Annotated in this window: 17 protein-coding genes; 13 read left to right on the forward strand and 4 right to left on the reverse strand. The window is 57.9% G+C overall.

Annotated features, from left to right (window positions below):
* The 10 genes from GAO09_RS23580 to GAO09_RS23625 form a co-directional block, all read left to right on the forward strand.
* Positions 1–1,083, forward strand: a 1,083-nt coding sequence (locus GAO09_RS23580) for an autotransporter domain-containing protein (protein WP_153358367.1), incomplete at its 5' end; no start/stop codon positions are given.
* A 46-nt stretch (positions 1,084–1,129) separates the two neighbouring features.
* Positions 1,130–1,864: a DUF6065 family protein gene (locus GAO09_RS23585; protein WP_153358369.1), complete on the forward strand. Its 735-nt coding sequence runs from the start codon at positions 1,130–1,132 to the stop codon at positions 1,862–1,864.
* A gap of 252 nt (positions 1,865–2,116) precedes the next feature.
* Positions 2,117–3,094 carry an AAA family ATPase gene (locus GAO09_RS23590; protein ID WP_153358371.1) on the forward strand — a complete coding sequence of 326 codons (978 nt, stop codon included), beginning with the start codon at positions 2,117–2,119 and terminating at the stop codon, positions 3,092–3,094.
* A complete protein-coding gene (locus tag GAO09_RS23595) occupies positions 3,091–4,044 on the forward strand; it encodes a DUF58 domain-containing protein (protein ID WP_153358373.1) in 954 nt (317 codons plus the stop codon). The genes GAO09_RS23590 and GAO09_RS23595 overlap by 4 nt, the downstream gene beginning before the upstream one ends.
* Positions 4,044–4,559 carry a DUF4381 domain-containing protein gene (locus tag GAO09_RS23600; protein WP_153358375.1) on the forward strand — a complete coding sequence of 172 codons (516 nt, stop codon included), beginning with the start codon at positions 4,044–4,046 and terminating at the stop codon, positions 4,557–4,559. The genes GAO09_RS23595 and GAO09_RS23600 overlap by 1 nt, the downstream gene beginning before the upstream one ends.
* Positions 4,546–5,538: a VWA domain-containing protein gene (locus GAO09_RS23605; RefSeq protein ID WP_153358377.1), complete on the forward strand. Its 993-nt coding sequence runs from the start codon at positions 4,546–4,548 to the stop codon at positions 5,536–5,538. Before GAO09_RS23600 ends, GAO09_RS23605 begins: the two co-directional genes overlap by 14 nt.
* The gene (locus GAO09_RS23610; RefSeq protein WP_153358379.1) at positions 5,535–7,085 is read left to right on the forward strand and encodes a VWA domain-containing protein; all 1,551 of its coding nucleotides are present in this window, start codon (positions 5,535–5,537) and stop codon (positions 7,083–7,085) included. Before GAO09_RS23605 ends, GAO09_RS23610 begins: the two co-directional genes overlap by 4 nt.
* Entirely contained in the window at positions 7,082–8,356 is a 1,275-nt protein-coding gene (locus GAO09_RS23615; protein ID WP_153358381.1) for a BatD family protein, read from the forward strand. Before GAO09_RS23610 ends, GAO09_RS23615 begins: the two co-directional genes overlap by 4 nt.
* A gap of 126 nt (positions 8,357–8,482) precedes the next feature.
* The gene (locus GAO09_RS23620) at positions 8,483–9,460 is read left to right on the forward strand and encodes a formylglycine-generating enzyme family protein (protein ID WP_153358383.1); all 978 of its coding nucleotides are present in this window, start codon (positions 8,483–8,485) and stop codon (positions 9,458–9,460) included.
* The gene (locus GAO09_RS23625) at positions 9,457–10,467 is read left to right on the forward strand and encodes an HAD family hydrolase (protein ID WP_153358384.1); all 1,011 of its coding nucleotides are present in this window, start codon (positions 9,457–9,459) and stop codon (positions 10,465–10,467) included. The genes GAO09_RS23620 and GAO09_RS23625 overlap by 4 nt, the downstream gene beginning before the upstream one ends.
* Before the next feature lie 196 nt (positions 10,468–10,663).
* Here the strand turns inward: GAO09_RS23625 and GAO09_RS23630 are convergent, their stop codons facing one another.
* Together GAO09_RS23630 and GAO09_RS23635 are read right to left on the reverse strand one after the other, a co-directional pair.
* On the reverse strand, positions 10,664–12,400 hold the full coding sequence (locus GAO09_RS23630) for a tetratricopeptide repeat protein (protein ID WP_153358386.1): 1,737 nt from the start codon (positions 12,398–12,400) through the stop codon (positions 10,664–10,666).
* Positions 12,401–12,524: 124 nt separating this feature from the next.
* Positions 12,525–12,818 carry a hypothetical protein gene (locus GAO09_RS23635; protein ID WP_153358387.1) on the reverse strand — a complete coding sequence of 98 codons (294 nt, stop codon included), beginning with the start codon at positions 12,816–12,818 and terminating at the stop codon, positions 12,525–12,527.
* Positions 12,819–13,364: 546 nt separating this feature from the next.
* Here GAO09_RS23635 and GAO09_RS23640 point away from each other — a divergent pair.
* The 3 genes from GAO09_RS23640 (at position 13,365) to GAO09_RS23650 (ending at position 16,765) form a co-directional block, all read left to right on the forward strand.
* Positions 13,365–15,056 (forward strand): mechanosensitive ion channel family protein, encoded by a 1,692-nt coding sequence (locus tag GAO09_RS23640; protein WP_235938429.1) that lies wholly within the window; start codon positions 13,365–13,367, stop codon positions 15,054–15,056.
* A 91-nt stretch (positions 15,057–15,147) separates the two neighbouring features.
* Positions 15,148–15,936, forward strand: coding sequence for a hypothetical protein (locus tag GAO09_RS23645; RefSeq protein WP_153358389.1), 789 nt, complete (start codon positions 15,148–15,150; stop codon positions 15,934–15,936).
* A gap of 82 nt (positions 15,937–16,018) precedes the next feature.
* Positions 16,019–16,765, forward strand: coding sequence for a transporter (locus GAO09_RS23650; protein WP_235938478.1), 747 nt, complete (start codon positions 16,019–16,021; stop codon positions 16,763–16,765).
* 9 nt (positions 16,766–16,774) lie between these two features.
* Here the strand turns inward: GAO09_RS23650 and GAO09_RS23655 are convergent, their stop codons facing one another.
* Together GAO09_RS23655 and GAO09_RS23660 are read right to left on the reverse strand one after the other, a co-directional pair.
* Positions 16,775–18,163, reverse strand: coding sequence for an MltF family protein (locus tag GAO09_RS23655; RefSeq protein WP_338015094.1), 1,389 nt, complete (start codon positions 18,161–18,163; stop codon positions 16,775–16,777).
* A 138-nt stretch (positions 18,164–18,301) separates the two neighbouring features.
* Positions 18,302–19,957: an arylsulfatase gene (locus tag GAO09_RS23660; RefSeq protein ID WP_153358393.1), complete on the reverse strand. Its 1,656-nt coding sequence runs from the start codon at positions 19,955–19,957 to the stop codon at positions 18,302–18,304.
* Between the last annotated feature and the right edge of the window lie 265 nt (positions 19,958–20,222).

Raw genomic sequence — 20,222 nt, forward strand, 5'->3', positions numbered from 1 at the left:
CCGCCGCCGCCGCCGCCGCCACCGCCGCCGCCACGGCCGCTGCCGCCACCGCCGCCGCCGATCCCCAACATCAGGCCGGAGGTGCCGGGGCGCATTATTGCCCCGCTCGTTGCCCAGCGCATGGGCTTGATGACCATGGGGACTTTTCACCAGCGTCGCGGTGACAGGAGCCTTTTGGACGCCACGGGAGCCCCGATCTATTTCGGGCCCGGTATGCAGGGTGATACAGAGCAGGAAGGAGCTGCTACTTCCTCAGCGATCTGGAGCCGCGTCTTCGGTGCACGAAGTGATCTTGGAGCCAATGCGACACTCAATATCGCCGGATATGCGATTGGTCCGCAGTTCGATGGAAATTACTGGGGACTTCAGATCGGCAGCGACATCGCCGAGATTGAGCACGACAATGGTCACGTGGATCGCTTCGGTGTGTTCTATACCCATGCGAACGCGTCAGGCGACACGAGCGGAAACATCCTGGGGCGGTCAAGCATTGCTGCCGGCACGCTTGACCTCAACGAGGATAGTTTTGCGGTTTATTGGACGAACCTCTCTGCCAACGGTTGGTATTTGGACGTGGTGGCCAAATATGGCTGGCTGAATGGAGACAGCCAGTCAAATCGCGGCATCTCGTCTGACATTGACGGGACTACATTTGCCGTTTCGATGGAGACGGGCGTGCCGTTCAGCCTTTCCGACCGGTGGACGATCGAACCTCAGGCGCAATTGATTTGGCAGAATGTCAGGCTTGATGATGCGCAGGACAGATTTGCGGATATCAGCAACGAGCCTTTCGACGCATTCACCGGACGCCTCGGCGCGAGGCTGCAATATACGACCGAACAGGGTTACATCCATTTCGGCGGTAATCTCTGGCACGGCTTTTCGGCCGAGCAGACCGTCAAGTTCAACGAGTTTCCGCTGACAACAGAAATAGGAGGAACGTGGCTGGAGGTGAATGCCGGGGGCGCTTACCAGCTTAGCGAAAACCTCTCGCTGTTTGGCGATGTCAGTTATTCCTTCGACGTCGACGGTGCAAAAAACAACATGATCGGCGGACAGATCGGGCTCAGGCTGAAATTTTAAAACTCGCTCCGAGCCACATGTTCTTCACGCGCGTGAGGGAGAAGCCATGACAACGCTGAAAGCCTTCGTGCTCGACGGCCACGATGTCCGCATCCGTCCGGCGCCCGTCGAACGGGAGTGGATGGACGAAACCGGGCAGCGTTTTGCCTATCGCTGCCTGCCGCTCAACATCGCCAATGCGCATGGCTGGGAGTTGCTGAACCCGGTCGCCTTTTCGGTGACGTGGAACGGCCAGCAGGGGAAAAATGCGATACAGATCAGAACCAGCAAGGGGCATATCTCCCCCGCGGTCAGTCATTTCGGCCACGGCATTCTTACATTTCATGTGCCATGTCTTTTTCAGACTGAACCCGGAGTGGACCTTTTCATATCGGGACCGATAAATCGCCCGAAAGACGGGATTGCAGCCCTGACAGGTGTCATAGAAACGGACTGGTCTCCGTACACGTTTACCATGAACTGGAAGATGACCCGACCGTTCCAGCGTGTGTTTTTCGAGATGGACGAGCCGTTCTGCCATCTGTTTCCTGTCGTTCGGAGCGCGCTCAGTCTGGTGGAACCGGAAATCGCCAACCTGTCGGAGAACGCTGAGCTTCAGCGCGAGCATTTCGAATGGATCGCCGAGAGAAACGCGTTCAATTCGCAACTGCTCGATCCCAATTCCACTGCTGCCAGCGAGAAATGGCAGAAAAGCTATTTTCGCGGCGTCAATCCGTCCGGATCCCTAGGCTCCGTGGATCATGTCAGCCGGCTGCGTTTAAAGCCGTTTGCCGAAAAGTAGGGTGGGTGCGGGAGGCGGATAAAAAAGCCGTGTCCTGCCGCCTATCAGAGCACTGCGGGGCCTCTATCGGGTTTCCTTAACACGAAACCCTGTTGCGATTTACCGTTGCGTACTTCTCAAAACCAACCGCGTGGAGCGACCATGTCGTCGGATCGTGCGTCCGACAGATGATGTCGACGGTCCTGAGCAGCAGGGAGGGCACCGGAGAGCGGTGCCGTTACCGGTTCAAACCCACCGCGGGAAAGTGAAACCATGACGGCACATCACGACATCGTGGCACTTGGTCAACGCATCGGTCAGTCGATCATCGGGCAGGATGCCATGGTCGAGCGTCTTCTTCTTGGCTTGCTGGCCAACGGACATCTTCTCGTCGAAGGGTTGCCCGGATTGGCCAAGACGCGGGCGATCAAAAGCCTTGCCAAAAATCTCCAATCGGAGCTTTCGCGCGTACAATTCACGCCGGATCTTCTGCCTGCCGACATTACCGGCTCGGACATCTATTTTTCCGAAGGCGGCAAAGGAGAGTTCAAGTTCCAACAGGGACCGATCTTCGCCAACCTCATTCTTGCCGACGAGATCAACCGTGCTCCCGCCAAGGTGCAATCTGCTCTTCTTGAGGCGATGGAGGAGCGGCAGGTCACTGTCGGAGGCACCAGCTATCCACTGCCCGATCTCTTCATGGTCATGGCAACACAGAACCCGATCGAACAGGAAGGCACATATCCTCTTCCTGAAGCGCAACTCGACCGGTTCCTGATGCATGTGGAAGTCGGTTATCCCGACGAGAAATCCGAGGCGGCGATTATGCGGCTCAATCGCCAGGAGGAGAATTCCAGCCACAACCAAAGCCAGACCACCAAGCCTACGCGGCTCGATCCGCAGGCGATATTCGATGCACGAACGCAGATCGGTGCCGTCACCATGGCGGAGCCGGTCGAGAATTATATCGTCGCGCTGGTCTTCGCGACCCGCTATCCGGCCCGTTTCGACAAGGATCTCGCCACGTTGTTGCAAGTCGGCGCCAGCCCACGCGGCGCCATCAGCCTGGATAAGGTCTCTCGCTCATACGCCTGGTTGAAAGGGCGGGACTATGTCACGCCCGACGATGTGAAGGCTGTCGTCCACGATATCTTCCGCCATCGGCTGATCCTGTCCTATGAGGCGCATGCGTCGAATACAGCGGCCGATCAGGTGATCGACCGCATCATCGAACTGGTGGCGGTCTCATGAAAACGGGCGTCGCAGATAAAAGAGGCGCCTATATCACGACGGAACAACTCGTCGCGCTTGAAGCCAATGCGCGCGAACTCCGTTTCATCCAGAAGGCGAAAAGCCACCAGCAGCTTGCCGGACGCATGCAATCCTCGATAAGGGGCCGCGGCCTTATCTTCGAGGAACTGCGCGACTACCTTGCGGGTGACGATGTAAGATCCATCGATTGGCGGGTGACGGCACGCACCAACAAGCCGACCATACGCGTTTATGGAGAGGAGAAGGAGCGCCCTGCCATTCTTCTCATAGACCAACGCATCAACATGTTTTTCGGCAGTCGGAAATCGCTGAAGTCAGTCACAGCGGCGGAGGCTGCCATGCTCTGTGCCTGGCGTATCCTCGGTTCGGGCGACAGGGTCGGAGGTTTGATCTTCAGCGATACCGGCACAAGCGAACTGCGACCGCATCGAAGCCGTAATGCCGTGATCGCGCTTGCGGATCGCATTGCAGAAAAGAACGCCGAGCTATCTGCCGGTTACATCGGTGCGCCGGCCCACAAGGCGCTCGATGACGCACTGCATATCGCGGCAAACATCGCCCACCATGACCACCTTATCCTTGTCATCAGTGATTTTGACGGGCACGGCAGAGAAACACGCGACCTGTTGCTGCGATTGTCCGTCAGTAATGATGTGATCTGCCTTCTCATATATGATCCTTTCCTGCTGGAGTTGCCGAAATCCGGGGAAATCGTCTTCAGCGACGGCAGGCTGCAGGCGGCGCTGGCATTCGGACGCAGTACGGCGCGTGATGCGGTCGACAGATTTGCGCAGGATCGGGGGGACGCGTTGCGCGCATGGCAGCGGGAACTCGGCCTGCCGATGCTGCCGGTTTCTGCCGCCGAGGACACCGCTCCCCAGCTGCGTCGATTGCTGGAGCAGTCAGCCTTCCGACAACGGAGGCGCTGATGGAAACGGGACCGAAACTCGATCCGATGATTGAGATGGCGCTGCGCTCGCTGCACGATATCGTCATGCCTCAGCCCGTCTCCTGGATGCCGCAGACCTGGGGTTGGTGGGGCCTGGCCGCGATGGTCGTTCTCCTCCTCCTGTTTTTGTCGATACGCGCCATCAACCGCTACCGTGCAAATGCCTACCGCCGCGACGCGCTTCAGCGGCTGACGGAGCTTGAAGACGGCATGGCGGTTGCCGTCAGCCGTGGCGATGTGCTTCGGGAACTCGCTGCGTTGCTCAAACGGACAGCGCTGGTCGCCTGGCCGAGGGCACAGGTGGCGGGTATCACCGGTTCCGAATGGGCACAATTTCTCAATCAGTCCGGCGGAACCGGCCAGAACCTCGCCTTGTCGCTTGCCGATCTCGAATATCGAGGGGATGCCGCGCTCGTCTCCCTGTCAGGCGCTGAGATGGAGCGTGTGTTGCAGGCGGCGCGCCAATGGATCGAGAGCCACCATGTATCAACTTGAGTTTCCCTGGCTTCTCCTTGCCCTGCCGCTGCCGCTTCTCGTCTGGTTTCTTCTGCCGGCCAAGCGCGAGACCTCGGCATCCATCCGTATTCCATTTTTCGAGCAGATCGCCGAAGCCGCGGGTATCACGCCCGGCGAAGGATCGGTCATCGCACATCGCTCGTGGCTGCAATCACTCGTGCTGGCACTTTCCTGGTGTCTGATCGTCACGGCGCTCGCGCGTCCGCAATATGTCGAGCCGCCGATCGAGAAGAAGGAGCCGCAAAGGGATATCCTGCTCGCGCTCGACCTCTCTCAGTCGATGGAAACTAAAGACTTCCGCGCACCGGACGGAGCGATCGGATCGCGGATCGATGCCGTAAGACAGGTTGTCGCTGACTTCATCCACAGGCGCAGCGAGGACCGGTTGGGCCTTATCGCCTTCGGCGATGCCCCTTACCCGCTCGCCCCCTTCACCATGGATCACCCGCTGGTGCGCACGATGACCGAAGGCCTGTTGCCGGGGATCGCGGGTCCGCGCACAGCGATGGGGGATTCGCTCGGTCTGGCAATCCGCATGTTCGACCAGACAAACACACCGGACAAGGTGCTGATCCTCCTCACGGATGGCAATGATACGGCAAGCAAGATGCCCCCACTGAAGGCGGCCGACGTCGCGAAAGCCAAAAAGATCAAGATCCACGCGATCGGCATCGGCGACCCGGCGGCGACGGGTGAGGATAAACTCGATACCGCTACTCTCGAAAAGATCGCAGTGACCACCGGCGGGCGATACTTTTTCGGCGGCGACCAGCAGCAGCTTCAATCCATCTATGACACGCTCGATCGCATCACACCCGTGGAGCAGAAGCTCCTGACCTGGCGGCCGCGCATAGAGCTCTTTCACTGGCCCCTGGGTGTCGCTTTGCTGCTGCTGGCAATCTATTACCTGACCGCCGGCTGTGCGGGCCTTTTCGGGCGCAAGGTGTCGGCGCGATGACAGACTTTCACTTTCTTCGCCCCTGGTGGTTGCTGGCGCTTCTCGTTCCGCCGATGGTTCTATGGCTGGCTTCACGTGCAGGCGATTACAGGGAGCGCTGGCGGGGCATGATCGCGCCGCATCTGCTTGATCATCTGGTTATCGCGCCGGACCGGCACCGTCATATGCGGCCGGCTTGGATTGTCGCTGTAGCAATGATCCTGGCGGGTCTGGCCGGAGCCGGCCCCAGCTGGCAGCGCGAGCCGCCCCCCTTCGTCTCGGACGTTGCATCCCTGGTGATCGCGGTGGATCTTTCGCCGACCATGGATGCGATCGACATCGGCCCGAGCCGGCTGGAACGGGTCAAGCTGAAGATCGACGACATATTGGCCGGACGGCAGGGCGCGCGGACAGCGGTCGTCGCCTATGCCGGCACAGCGCATCTCGTCGTTCCGCTGACGGAGGATGATGCGCTGATCAAGATATACAGTGACGCGCTGGCCACCCGCATCATGCCGAAACCCGGCAAGGATACGTCCGCAGCGCTCAGCCTCGCAGATCAGTTGCTTCAGGCGGACGGCAGCGCTGGCACCATCCTGCTGATGACCGACGGGATCGAGAACAACGCGGTGGAGACGGTTTTCGACACGAAAAGCGGTGTCGTCGTACTCGGTATCGGCACCGCGGAGGGCGGTCCGGTTCGGCAGGACGACGGCAATTTCCTGACCGATGCGGGTGGTTCGAGGGTTTTTGCCAGGCTCGATCTCGATGGGCTGAAAACCTTTGCCGGCAATAATGGCTTTCCTGTTGCCACGCTGACCGCTGACGACAAGGATGTCCGGTGGATCATCCGGCATGTCACTACCGATTTCAGCCGGCAGACGGCCAAGGAGGGCGACCGCTGGCGCGATGCCGGGTGGTGGCTGCTTTTTCCCTGCGCCCTGCTGTTGGGGCTCTCATTTCGGCGCGGCTTTGTGGTGAAGGTCGCCATCTGGTGCCTGTGTTGCCTTGTGGCCCTACCGAAGCCGGGCGATGCTGCGGAAATGGCCGACATGTGGCTGACGCCGGACCAGCAGGGCCGACGTGCCTTCGAACGTGGAGATTTCCCGAGCGCCGCCGCGCATTTTCGAGATCCGCTGTGGAAAGGCGTCGCGCTTTATCGTGCAGGCAGTTTTCAGGATGCCATCGATAGCTTCGCCTCGGTGGATACGGCTGAAAGCTGGTTCAATCAGGCGAACAGCCTGTTTCATCTCGGCAAGCTGGACGAAGCTGTGACTGCCTACCAGAAGGCTATCGAAAAGCGTCCGAGCTGGCCTGAAGCCGTGGCCGACCTGAGCGTTGCCGAACATCTGCTGCAACAGCAAAAGGACGAGCAAAGCGAGCAGCAGCAGGACCCCAACCAGAAGCCGGACAGCGTGGAGTTCGACGACAAGGGCAAACAGGGGAAGGCCGGAACGGTGGACGTTGCCGAACAGACATCCGAAATGTGGATGAAGAACATAGCGGTAAGCCCGACCGACCTGTTGACGCGGAAATTCGCCATCGAACTGCGGGAGGGATCGCCGTGAGGATCGTCTGGTTGACGCTTTTGCTGTTGTTTCCCCTGAAGGCATTCTCTGCCGAACCCTATGCGCGGGCTGTGCTGGAGGACGGGGGAAAGATCGTGCCCGGCCAGCAGATCCATGTGACGGTTGATGTCTTTGCGCCGAATTTCTTTACATCTCCGCCGCAATTTCCTTTGTTCGAATTGCCGAACGCGCTCGTAACACTCCCCGAGGAGCGCAGCGTGAATTTGAACGAAACGGCAGCTGGCATCCAGTATTCCGGCATCCGCCGCCGTTACGCCATCGTGCCGCAAATCGCCGGCGATTATCATGTGCCGGTCATCGCGATCGAGCTCGGTTATTCAGTCGATGGCGAGACCGTTCGGGGTGTTGCCAAAACTGCAGCCCTGTCCTTCACGGTCGAGGGTGGACCGGCAGGGGGGACGACTTTCGCGGCGCGCAACGTGACGGTCGATCAGGCGTTTGACAGGCCCCCCGCCTCGCTGAAAGTCGGGGACGCGGTGGTCCGCACGATAACGATCACCGCCGAAAACACTCAAGCCGTCATCATAGCGCCCAGCAAGCCGGGAGCCGCCACCGGATTGAAACAATATGCCAAGGCGGCGAAGACGCAGGACGGTATCGAAATTGATCGCCGTGTCGTCAGCAGGCGAACCGAGGCACTGGTCTATACGGCCACAACGGAAGGGTCGTACTCCATTCCGGCTATCGACTATCCCTGGTTCGATCTCGAACGGCACGAGACAGTTGTCGCGCATCTGCCGGCCACCGATGTTACCGTCATGGCGGAAACTGCAGTAGCTGGCATAGCACCCGACGCGGAGCCGGAGCGCGCAAGGCTTCCATTCGAACAACGACGGCGGGTCATGCTGTGGATCGGGCTGTTCCTTGCCGCCGTTGCTGCGGCATGGGCCCTGTGGCGTTTTGCCAAGGCATCGACGCGATGGTTTGTCGCCATCTGGAAAGACATTGCCGCCTCGCGTCCCAACCGGATTCGCCTGTTGCGGCGAGCCATCCTGCACGAAAGTCCCGCCGAGGTTTATAAAAAACTCCAGGCGTGGAGCCATGAAGAAGGTTTTCGCACACTGGAAATGTGGGCGCAAAGCAAGGATCTGGATCTTGCCCGGCATCTACGGGGACTGGAGGCGCTTCTCTATTCCGGCCACGGTGGCGATTTCGACAGGAAGAGGCTGGCACGTCTGGCCACCGGCGAAGGTGCAACATCGACACAACTGGCGCACAGCGTTCTGCCCCCGCTCAATCCGGCGTCCTGAAACGAGCGTGCGCTGCTGTGCAGGACTTTACGCAAGCGAGGCGTAAACCGCCGCACCATTAACCGTTGCGTACTTTTTCGGCGCTCCTTTGTCCGCGACTATGGGCGGGAAAAAATGGAGACGGCAATGGTTTTGGCATTCGACAGCACAACCGAACCCAGCCCTGCACCTGCCGGCATGGTCTGGATACAAGGCGGTCGCTTCATGATGGGCTCGGACCGTCACTATCCGGAGGAAGCCCCGGCCCATCCCGTCAATGTTGATGGTTTCTGGATTGACGAGACGCCGGTGACAAACCGCCAGTTCGCCGCATTTGTTGAAGCCACCGGGCATGTGACCATGGCGGAAAAAGTGCCCGACGCGAAAAACTATCCGGGCGCCCTGCCGGAAATGCTGAGAGCCGGCTCACTCGTGTTCTTTCCGCCGAAAAGCGTCAGCGGCCCGGAAATTTCGCAATGGTGGACTTTCAAGTTCGGCGCCAACTGGCGTCGACCGCTCGGTGGCCTGAGCGACCTGCGCGGCAAGCTCGATCATCCGGTGGTTCATGTCGCATGGGCGGATGCCAGAGCCTATGCCGACTGGGCTGGCCTTGATCTGCCGACCGAAGCGGAATGGGAATTCGCCGCCCGCGGCGGTCTGGAACATGCGGAATTCGCGTGGGGAAGTGAACTGATGCCGCAAGGGAAAATGATGGCGAACACCTGGCAGGGCTTGTTCCCGACGCAATCGACCAAGCAGAAGGGCCACGAACGGACCACGGCGGTACGATCCTTCCCGCCCAACGGTTATGGTCTTTACGACATGATCGGCAATGTCTGGGAATGGACCAGTGATTTCTGGAGCACGAGACATCCAGAGCCTGCCGCCAAGGCGTGCTGCATCCCGACGAACCCGCTTAATCGCGACGCTGACGCAAGTTTCGACCCGAACCTGCCTGAAATTCGTATCGCAAGACGCGTGCTGAAGGGCGGTTCACATCTCTGTGCGCCGAACTACTGCAAGCGCTATCGGCCCGCTGCGCGTCATGCGGAAGCCGAAGACACGTCCACCAGTCATGTCGGCTTTCGTTGCGTCAAGAGAACTCAGGAAGGAGATATCCGATGAACAGATCATTTGCGATCGATGCGATCCTCGGCTCACTCATCACCGCAATCGTTCTGGTGCTGACGGGGTTGGCGCCCGTCTTGGCGCAAGAGCCTCTGCCCTCATGGAACGATACACAGGCCAAAGCCCGCATCATCAAATTCGTGCAGGAGACCGTGGCGGAGGGAGGTGAGGGGTATGTGGCTCCGGACGACCGGATTGCTGTTTTCGACAATGACGGAACGTTGTGGTCGGAGCAGCCCTATTACATCCAGCTCGGTTTTGTACTCGACCGGGTCAAGGCACTGGCTCCGTTGCATCCGGAATGGAAGGCTAAGGAGCCGTTCAAGAGTGTTCTCGACGGCGATCTTAAAGAGGTGGCCAAAAGCGGAGAGAAGGGGTTGGTGGAGCTCGTGATGGCCACCCATGGCGGAATGACCACTGATCAGTTCGGTGCGATCGTCAGCCAATGGTTCGAAACGGCAACACATCCGAAGACCGGCAAACCTTACACGTCGATGACCTATGTCCCGATGCGTGAGCTTCTCGACTATCTGCGCGCCAACGGTTTCACCACGTATATCGTTTCCGGCGGCGGCGTGGAGTTCATGCGTCCCATCGCGGAAAAACTCTATGGCATTCCCCCGCAGCAGGTGGTCGGCAGCACGATCCAAACCGAATACGCAATTGTCGGTGACGTACCCGTGCTGCGACGGCTGCCAAAAATCGATTTCATTGACGATGGTCCGGGAAAGCCGGCCGGCATCAACAAATTCATCGGCCGCAGGCCGATCTTCGTCGCCGGCAATTCGGATGGCGATTATGAGATGGCGCGCTGGACAACGGCCGCCAAGGGACCGGGCTTCGCCATGATCGTCCATCACACCGACGAGGGCCGGGAATATTCCTATGACCGACAATCGCCATTCGGGAAGCTGGACAAGGCGCTGGATGAGGCGAAGAGAAGAAACTGGCTGCTCGTCGATATGAAGAATGACTGGAAGAAGATCTTCTCGTTCGAAAATTAGAACGGAGAAGCGTATCGTAGCCCAGCACGGATCAAGCCGTGCTGGGCTACGATACTTGGTGAAGCGATAAGGATATGAAACGGCGCAGGAATGCGTGTTTGCAAGCAAGCCGCACGCTGGTTTGCAATCAAGAGATCGGCGGTGATCTCCTGGGTTTTCTCTGCAAATGGAGAAGTCCGGCAGGTTGGCTGAGAAATCAGCGCGGGACCGTAAGAGCTCCTGAAATCTCTTTGGGGCTGACGCCGGCTTTGATCAAGCCGCCCGTCAGCTCGGTGGTGATCGCCTGTTGGTTGCGCCACCAAGCTATTCCGTTTCGATAGTTGGCGGCAGGTATGGGGGCGGCGTTGATGAAACCAGACAGTCTTTCGTATGCATCCGGCGAGTTCAGTTGACCCATGGATGCCGCTCTCAGCATTGCTACCAGCAAATCGGTACCATTGATCTGCTCAGACCATAGTGAAGCTTCGGAATAGCGTCCCGCACTATAGGCATCCAGGGCAAGGACCAGCATCGCGTCTGCAGGCAGATTGTCGGTGTCTTTTTGCAAACCGTGTGCCATTGCGATCGCTGCATCCCTATAGGACCCCAGATAAAGAATGAACGCCAGTTTTGCGGCGGCCTCACTGTTATACGGGTTCAATTCCAAGGCGCGATTTCCAGCCTCCAATGCGGCATCCATGCAGCCATTGGCCAGATGTGCCACCATCAATGCGGTCTGGGCTCTGTCTGATAGAGGAGTTGCGGAAACAGCCTGTCTGGCAAGCCGAAGCGTCTCGGCACGAAGACTTGCTGAATTTGCAGCATCGCTTGTGGCGAGCATAACGCGCGACAACACAGCCGTTGCATCCGGATCGTTGGAAACGATGGACAAGGTTCGTTCCAGACAAGAATGGGCGTGGGAGAGATCGGCCAAAATGCCGCTTTCAAGCGCCGCTTCCGCCCTGATGACACAGGTGTTGCCGAGGGCGCCTTCTGAATCTCGCTGGGTTTCGATCTTGTTGATGATACCCCTGCTGGCAGCAAGGTGAGATGCCAATTGCCCAGCAACTTCCTCTCGTATGGAAGGGGGCTGTCTGCCGCTGATATCGATCTGCTCCAAACCCGATTTCAGGATGACATTCGTGTCAATGTCGGAGATTTGCCACCACACGGCCCGCTCCGCGCCGGCATCGTAATATTTCAGCTGGACCTCGTATTGGCGCCGATTGGACGTATCCAGCCCAGGCACGCTGTATCCGGCCTTGGCGACTGTCACCGTCGTGAACCCGGTAAGTGCCACCATCAGCATGTCACGAACTTGACTGGCTTCCCCCTGAAGGTTTGCATCAGCGGCATCTAACGACAGAAAGACGACGGGCTTGCCGATAATTTCCGGTGCTTGCGGCAGCAGGCTGATGCCCGAAAGTATGCCAGCGGCGATCGTCGCCGATGCGAGACCTGTTATGCCGACGTAAAGCGGGCGTAAAAAGGACTTGGGGCTATCTGCGGCAGGGGCGACCGTGGAGGAAGGCGGGTTATCCGTATCCTTCAGTTCAGCAGAGCCTGATTGCGGATCTGTGTCATCGGAGGAGACCAGTGTCGGAAACAGCGCAACATAAGAACCTTTTGGAATTCGAATGGTCGTGCTGCCGTCGTTTCCGAAGGCTTCGTAGTAGCTATCCAGAGCAGAACGAAGGCGGCTGATTTCAATGCGTACGATCGGATCGATTGTTGCATCGAAGTCGCTGGACCTGCCCAGTACGTCGAGCGCGATGGCATAGGCCTTCACGCTGTCATCGCTACCGGAAAGCCGGTTTTCAGCCAGATAGGTGAGAATGGCTTTCTGACGCTCGGTAACGCGAAATCTCGGATCCTCGAAAAGCCGTTGAAGTTCGTGTCTGGCCTCGTCCGTCGATGCCTCGTGGGCCTTGATGTCGCGCAGTTCAGCAATCATGACCGCCCCCTATACAATGGCAGAGCTGATTAGAACGTGATTATGTATCACCTAAAGAGCATAAGGTTGCAAGAATTTTAAGCGATATGATAACACTTAGTGCATCGCGAACGAACAGCTTGCCTCAATCCGGGACACCCTTGGATTGTTCAAGCACAAGCTCAATAATATCCGTTTCGATCTCCAAACAAATGCCGCCGTACTCAAGCGCGCGTTCACGGCTGCGTGTCGTACCCTCTTTCAGTAAGCGTTCGTGGGCCATGGCCGCCTCTTCGTAGGCCTCGCACAGCTCTTTGAGCGCCATCGACTTCTGAGCCAGGATTTGGAGGCGGCCGCGCAGGGCAGGAAGCTTCAACATAAGCCGCCATAAGCCTCGTTGGGTAAGATCTGATCCCTCTTTGCCGTCACGTTTATCCATCGAATGCCAAGCTCCCCGGCATGATGAGACGAGAACGTATGGGGTCGGCTCGGGCGTGAGAAGTACGTTACGGTAAACGGTAGCGAGGAGATCATCTGCAGAAAATTTACCGTTGGATTTACTGTAACGTACTTCCTTGCACAGGAGCCCGATGAGTGAATGCGTTTCCGATCAAGGAGCGCAGGCATGTCATTTGCAGTTGACGCGTCAGCATTTTTGGCGCGGCCAGATTTTTGTCCGGGCTTGCTTGGCTCCGCTCGGTCCCTGATGTCAGGATGCCGGCTGCACAGCGGCAAGATGTTCGGTGCGCTGGTTCTGGTGGCTGCAATGGGTTGGCTGCTTTTGGCGCTTCATGCTCCGGCCTATTCGCAGGAGCCCTTACTTCCGCACAGTGAAACGAATGACGGGCAAGTCGGCTTGCTGCAGGACGCTGACGTCAGGGCCCGACTCACGAACCCAACGAATTCTGCGTCGACGAGCGCTCCTGTCGAAGCGAGATCGGAAATAGCGGTTTGGGAAGATGCCCTGCGAGCGAGACTGAAACAATTGTTCGCCGCCATTCCTGAGATACCCGCGTCTGCCGGAAAAGCTGTTTCGGTCGTGTTTCGTGAAACGGCGCAGAGCGGAAGTGGCCCGGCATTCCTGATTTTTTGCGGCCTGATCGGCATCGCGCTGATTGCGGAGTTGAGCTACGAAAAGACAAGAACCGGGCCGGAAAATCCCGTCAGGGCTGTCTTTTCGATCCTGCTTTTTGCTTTCGCGGCGGCGATTTTCTTCTTTGTTATAAACTGGCCGCCACCGGCCCGCGTTACGCTGCTGGTCTATATCCTTGCTCTTATCGGTTACAAGCTGGGCTCGATCATGTTCGGGATCGTGGTGCCGGCGAAGTTGCAGACCTATGCGCGCGTTATCTTGATACTCGCCGCCTTCGCTTGCGCCACAGTAACGCTCGCCGCGCAGCTCGGTATGGCGCCGGCTATTGCCGATGCGATTGCCTATGTATTTGCTGCCACTATTCTGGCCGTGGCACTCGCGGCCCTATGGGCGGCAAGCAAACTTCGCCAGCCGCACAAGGCTGCGCTGACGTTTTTTATGGTTGCGGTCTGGTTGCTCTGGTGCCTGCAGCTGCGTGGCCTGTTCTGGATCTGCCTCTATGTGCTGGTGCTTCCGCCCACCCTTCACGCCGTTGGCCGAATGGCAACGTCTCCGTCCGCCCAGACTTCGGCCTTGCGCAAGGTGTTGATCGCTCGCGGCGCACGGGCCGTCGTCATCGTGCTAGCCGCCGCGTGGCTGGCAATCGTCTGGCGCATGACGCCGCAGGGTCTTGGCCATGCCAATCCGATCTTCACGGCTCTTTTTTATGGTCTCTTGAAGAGCGTCGTGGTGCTGCTTGCTGCAGATCTTTGCTGGCACCTCGCCAAAGCCTGGATCGATGGCGTGTTGGTGGCGACGGGAGATGCTGTTGCGGTGACGCCTGCCGAGAAGGCGCGCCGGGCGCGGTATCGCACCCTGTTGCCCATCCTGAAAAATGCGCTGGCTGTCATGATCGCAGTGATGACCCTGCTCATCGTGCTCGCCCAACTCGGTGTCGAAGTGGCACCGCTGATTGCAGGCGCGGGCGTGTTCGGGGTCGCCTTGGGCTTTGGCTCACAGACTTTGGTGAAGGATATCATCAGCGGCGTTTTCTACATGTTCGACGATGCCTTTCGCGTCGGGGAATATATCCAGGCGAAGAACTACAAGGGGACGGTGGAAGGGTTCAGCCTGCGGTCCGTCAGGCTCCGGCATCACCGTGGTCCAGTTTTTACCGTTCCGTTCGGAGAGCTCGGCGCTGTTCAGAACATGAGCCGCGATTGGGGTGTCGTGAAGTTTCGCATCTCGGTCAGCCATGCTGCAGATGTCGAGAAAGTTCGAAAGCTGACCAAGAAGATCGGCGCGACGATGCTGGACGATCCCGAGCTGGCCCCGCTTTTCATTGAACCGCTGAAAATGAAGGGAATCGAGGAATTTACCGATTACGGCATGGTCCTCAGTTTCGGAATGACGCTGCAACCGTCGCCGATGCAATCTTTCATTCGCCGACGCGCCAATCTTCTGCTGCGCGAGGAATTCATGGCCAACGGGATCGATTTCGCCACACCAAGTGTCCAGGTCGAGGCCGAGGGCAGGGCCGACGCGGCCGCCGCCGCCACAAGTTTGAGGGCAAATCAACTAAAAGCGGTAGGGCCTACGCCTTGAGCGTGTGCTTGGGTTTGTCGAATTTTGCGTACAATATGCGATACTAGCTCGCATTATGGATGAGCAACGATCAACCAGAAGGGGAAAGAACATGAAAAAGAGAACCAAATATCTAGTCGCTTCGCTGTTGCTGAGTTTCCTGACGTCGCCAGTTTTGGGGGCGGATCTACTTCCCGTGCCGGCGCAGACTGCTGTGCCGGCGGAGCCGGACAGGTGGACATTCTCGCTTTCACCCTATTTCTGGATGGCAGGCCTTGACGGCGACAGCCAGGTGTTCGGGCTCCCGAGTGTCGATGTTAGCCAGAATTTCGGCGACATTTTTTCAGATCTGGATTTTGCTTTCATGGCGGCGGGTGAGGCTCGCTATGGACGCTTCAGCGTGTTTACCGACATGAGCTACGTCAAATTGACGACTGATGCGGCCACGCCACGCGGCATCCTCGCCGACGACATTTCGGTAAAGTCGACCACATTCACCGCACTTCTGGCCGCTGCCTATTCTGTCTATGAGAGCGATCGTGACCATCTCGATATACTGGCCGGCGTGCGTTACTGGGATGCGGAGACCCGGATCACGCTCAGCGGCGGGCTGATCGGCAGCTTGTCGGGCAAGGATAGCGCCAATTGGGTTGACGGTATTGTCGGCATCAAGGGCAACTATTTTTTGACCGACAAGGTTTTCGCAACCGGATGGGCCATGGTCGGCGCCGGTGGAGCCGACATCGACTGGGACGTTCTTGGCGGCCTCGGTTACCAGTTCAATGACACGTTCTCGGCGATCCTGGGCTACCGCGCTCAGGGCGTAGACTACAGCCATGGCGGTTTCACTTACGACATGATCCAGCACGGTCCGATCATCGGCATGAACATCAAGTTCTAGTCGTCGCGATTTTATAGGAGAGGTAGTCCGCATGAAATCGACAATCGTATTGCAGACCACGGCGCTTCTTTTGGCATGCAGCATGCGTATTGCTTATGCGCAGGATGCTGACCTCGCCAAGCAATTGTCCAACCCGGTGGCGTCCTTGATCAGCGTGCCGTTTCAGTTCAATTACGATCGTGGCTATGGTCCGCAAGATGGACACAGATCGGTCCTGAACATACAGCCGGTCGTTCCGATTTCGCTCAATGAAGACTGGAACGTGATTTCTCGCACGATCATTCCCGTGATCTGGCAGGACGATGTGGCTGGGGAGAGCGGCAGCCAATTTGGCCTCGGAGACGTGTTGCAGAGCTTTTTCTTTTCTCCGAAACAGCCGACGGCCGGTGGCTTGATATGGGGTGTCGGCCCGGCCTTCCTGTTGCCGACTGCCACGGACCCGTTGCTCGGCAGCGAGAAATTCGGCCTCGGACCTACGGTCGTACTTCTCAAACAGGATAGCGGCTTTACCTACGGGGCATTGGTCAACCATATCTGGTCGGTTGCAGGTGACAGCAGTCGTGCTGATATCAGTTCGACCTTTCTGCAGCCTTTCGTGTCCTACACGACACCGGATGCCTGGACATTCACACTCAATACGGAAAGCAGCTATGACTGGAAGAACGACGAGTGGGCCGTTCCAGTCAACGTCTCGGTGGCAAAGTTGGTGAAGCTAGGAGAACAACCTGTCAGCTTCCAGGTCGGTGCGCGCTACTGGGCATCCTCGCCTGATAACGGAGCTGAGGGCTGGGCGTTTCGGGCTGGCGTGACACTTCTGTTTCCCAAGTGAGGCATGTGCCTACTGCTGACCGGCCGAGTTAGCATCATCCCGTTCGCCCATGCGGTCGAGCAGCAGGGAATAGGCGACGTAATATTTGTAGATGTTGCTGACATACTGCACGGTCTCGCGGCCGACGATTTCGGCGGCGGCGTTCTCGACGTTGCCAAACCATTTGTTCGGGTCAAGGCCCATCGATCTGGCTTTGTTGCGGAATTTCCGCAGGTTGCCTGGTCCGGCGTTATAGGCTGCGAAGGCGAAAAGCTGGCGGTCGCGCGGGCTCAACTCGTCATCATCGATATAGGTGTCGATCAGGTGCCGCAGATATTTTGTTCCGGCTTCGACATTGCGTGCAGCATCCTTGTCTATTCCGCCAATCCCGATCGCTTTGTCGCTCGCAGTCGAGGGCAATAGCTGCATGATGCCGACGGCACCGCGTGGCGAACGACGGGACTGATCGAGTTGCGGTTCCTGATAGCCTTGCGCCATGAGCATCAGATAGTCGAAAGAATATGCCCTGCCGTATTCGCGGAAAATCCCGACAAGCGTCTGGAATCGTTTCACGTCATCCGGCGAATATGCCCGCTTCACGATCTTGTCCTGAACGAAGTAGCTCTTGCGCAAAATATTGCCGAATGTGGTGCCGATCCTGTGGCCCTCAATGAATGGGTCCAGTTCCGCCTTCAGTTGCGGACTACTTTTACGGATCGCCCAGGCGATCCGCCCTTCCTGAGACAGTACGATGTCGTGGCGGACCTTCATGTCGGGGAAAACATGTGCCCAGATGTCGGCCATATAGGCATCCACGATAGTAAACGGCAGAAGCTGCGCGTTGACCATCTCCATCAAATCCTCGTCCTCAAGGTTCTCGTCGATCGCGTTGATAACAATCTCAGACTTGCCCGCTGCGGCAAGCCTCTCGTTCAAGGTCAGCAGATGTTCGTGAAAACTGCTCGATCCGCGCACCGCGACGGTCTTTCCTGAGAGGTCCTCGATGCTTTCGACAGGCGGGCTGTTGGCGGAGGCAACAAGAACCTCCTCGGCTTTTTCATAAAGCGGCCTGGTGAAATCGACGAGGTTCAGCCGATCTTGCGTGATCGTCAAATTCGCCATCACGATATCGCCCAGCCCATCGTTGAGTGCTGAAAGAAGATTTTCCCGTGGAGTGGGAATGAACACGATGTGGATTTGGTCGATCTGCTTGCTTCTTTGTCGATTGAGATATTTTTCCAGCGCCAGTCCGAACTCGACGGCAGTGCCAAACTGGCGGCCTTTGTCGACGAAATAGATGGTCTTGCTGAAGGGAACGAGCACGCGGACGATGCGACGCGCCTTCATCGCCTCGAAATCTATGACATGTTTTTCAATGAGTTGCCGGGGCGATGGTGTCCCGGCAACTGTCTGCGCCACAACGGGTGTTGCCAATGTGACAGCGAAAAACGCCGCAGCCCATAAGTGTGTCATCGAATGACGAGGAAATGAGCTTGGCATGTGAGCAAGCTACTCCTTATGGCGAGGTTTTGTAGACAGGCGAGCCGAAGCGAGAGCCTATCGAGGCGCGAGACCTTCCAGTTCGTTCAGGCGCTTCAACGCAGACTGCTGCCGGAGCAGGCCATAGTTGATACCGCTGGCATTCAGCGTGCTGCCTTCCTGGTATGGGTATTGTTCAAAGTCCGCGAAGAAATCCTTGATCTTGCCCTGAATCGGCACAAGCAACCACATGTTGCGGGCGATAAACTCCATAGCCCCCGCGCCCTCACGTGCTCCACGTTCGTAAGGATCCATCCTGAGGTTGGCGATGTTGGCCCAGCTTGGCGTCTCACGGGTCGCCGTTGCGATATTGCCCTCGCTGTTGATCGCAAAACTGAGCTTCCAGTCGTTCCACCTTATGGCGTTGAGATTGCCGCCCTGGTCGAAATAGTAGATCGAGTCCCGTGGGCCGGTCTCCGCTTCGCCCTTCAGTAGAGGGCCAAGATCATACCCGTCGAGATGTACTTTAAACGTCTTGGTGCCGACCTTGTAACCCGTCTTCATCTGTTCTGTGATATCGGTCAGGCCAGCGGCACCGGCAAATGTCGGCATCCAGTCCATCAATGTGACGGGATCGTTGATTTCCCTCCCAGGTTGAACCACGCCCGGCCAACGAACCATCATCGGGATGCGGAAGCCGCCCTCCCAGGTCGTACCCTTTTCGCCGTGGAACATCGTCATGGCCCCATCGGGCCACAGGGCAAGCTCCGCACCGTTATCTGTGGTATAGAGAACGATGGTATTGTCGGCGATGCCGAGCTCGTCGAGCTGATCGAGAAGCTGGCCGACATGGCCGTCATGCTCGACCATTCCATCGGCATGTATGCCCTTGCCGGTCTTGCCCATGGCATCCGGGGCGAGGTGTGTGAAAACATGCATGCGCGTCGAGTTGAACCAGCAGAAGAATGGCTTGTCCGCCTTGGCCTGACGATCGATGAAATCCTTGGCGGCTGCCAGAAATTCCGAGTCGATGGTCTCCATTCGCTTGGTGTTGAGCGCGCCCGTATCTTCGATCTTGCCGTCCGCCGTCGATTTGATGACACCACGCGGTCCGAACTGCCGACGAAAGGCCGGGTCCTTCGGGTAGAAATAACCTTCGGGTTCTTCCTCGGCATTGAGGTGATACAGATTGCCGAAGAACTCATCGAACCCGTGCTTGGTGGGAAGATGCTGATCCTGATCGCCGAGATGGTTCTTGCCGAACTGTCCGGTCGAGTAGTTAGCGCTCTTCATCACGTCAGCGATTGTCGGCATCCAGTCCTGAATTCCGTGCGGGTCGCCGGGCATGCCGATGGTCAGAAGGCCGGTTCGGAACGGCTCCTGGCCGAGAATGAAGGAGGCCCGGCCTGCCGTGCAGCTCTGTTGCCCATAGGAGTCCGTGAAGATCGCACCCTCTTTGGCGATACGGTCAATATTGGGCGTGCGGTAGCCCATCAGGCCTTTTGTGTAGGCGCTGATCTGCGGGATGCCGATGTCATCGCCAAAAATGACGAGAATGTTTGGTGGTCGGTTGTTGCCGTTGCTCGTTGCCGGAGCGGACGGCTGGTTCTGAGCGGTCGCGCGGCTGCCTGCGGAGGCAACGGCAATTGCAAGCGAGGTTCCGCCAAGAAGAAGGTTGCGACGGCTCACCGATGCCGGGCTTTCATTCAACGTTTCCGCGTCAAAACTGCTCATGGAAGGTACTCCTTTATGTGATGGCTTTGATCACAGGCAGAAGCATGAACCGCTCTCGCGAATGCGAAAGTACGTTACCGTAAATCTGACGGTAAACGCTGACGGCACTTGGGCGGCAGCTTTGTTGGGACGAGCGTCGTCTGTTCGCATCCATCATTCGGTGCTGCGATGATTGCCAGCGGCCAATTCTCATTCAGCGTGCTTTGGCGAGCCGTCGACCAATCAGAAAATTTACACGGTGTTTAACGGTAACGTACTTCATGAC

The sequence above is a fragment of the Endobacterium cereale genome, from assembly GCF_009617585.1.
In the GTDB taxonomy this organism is placed as follows: domain Bacteria; phylum Pseudomonadota; class Alphaproteobacteria; order Rhizobiales; family Rhizobiaceae; genus Neorhizobium; species Neorhizobium cereale.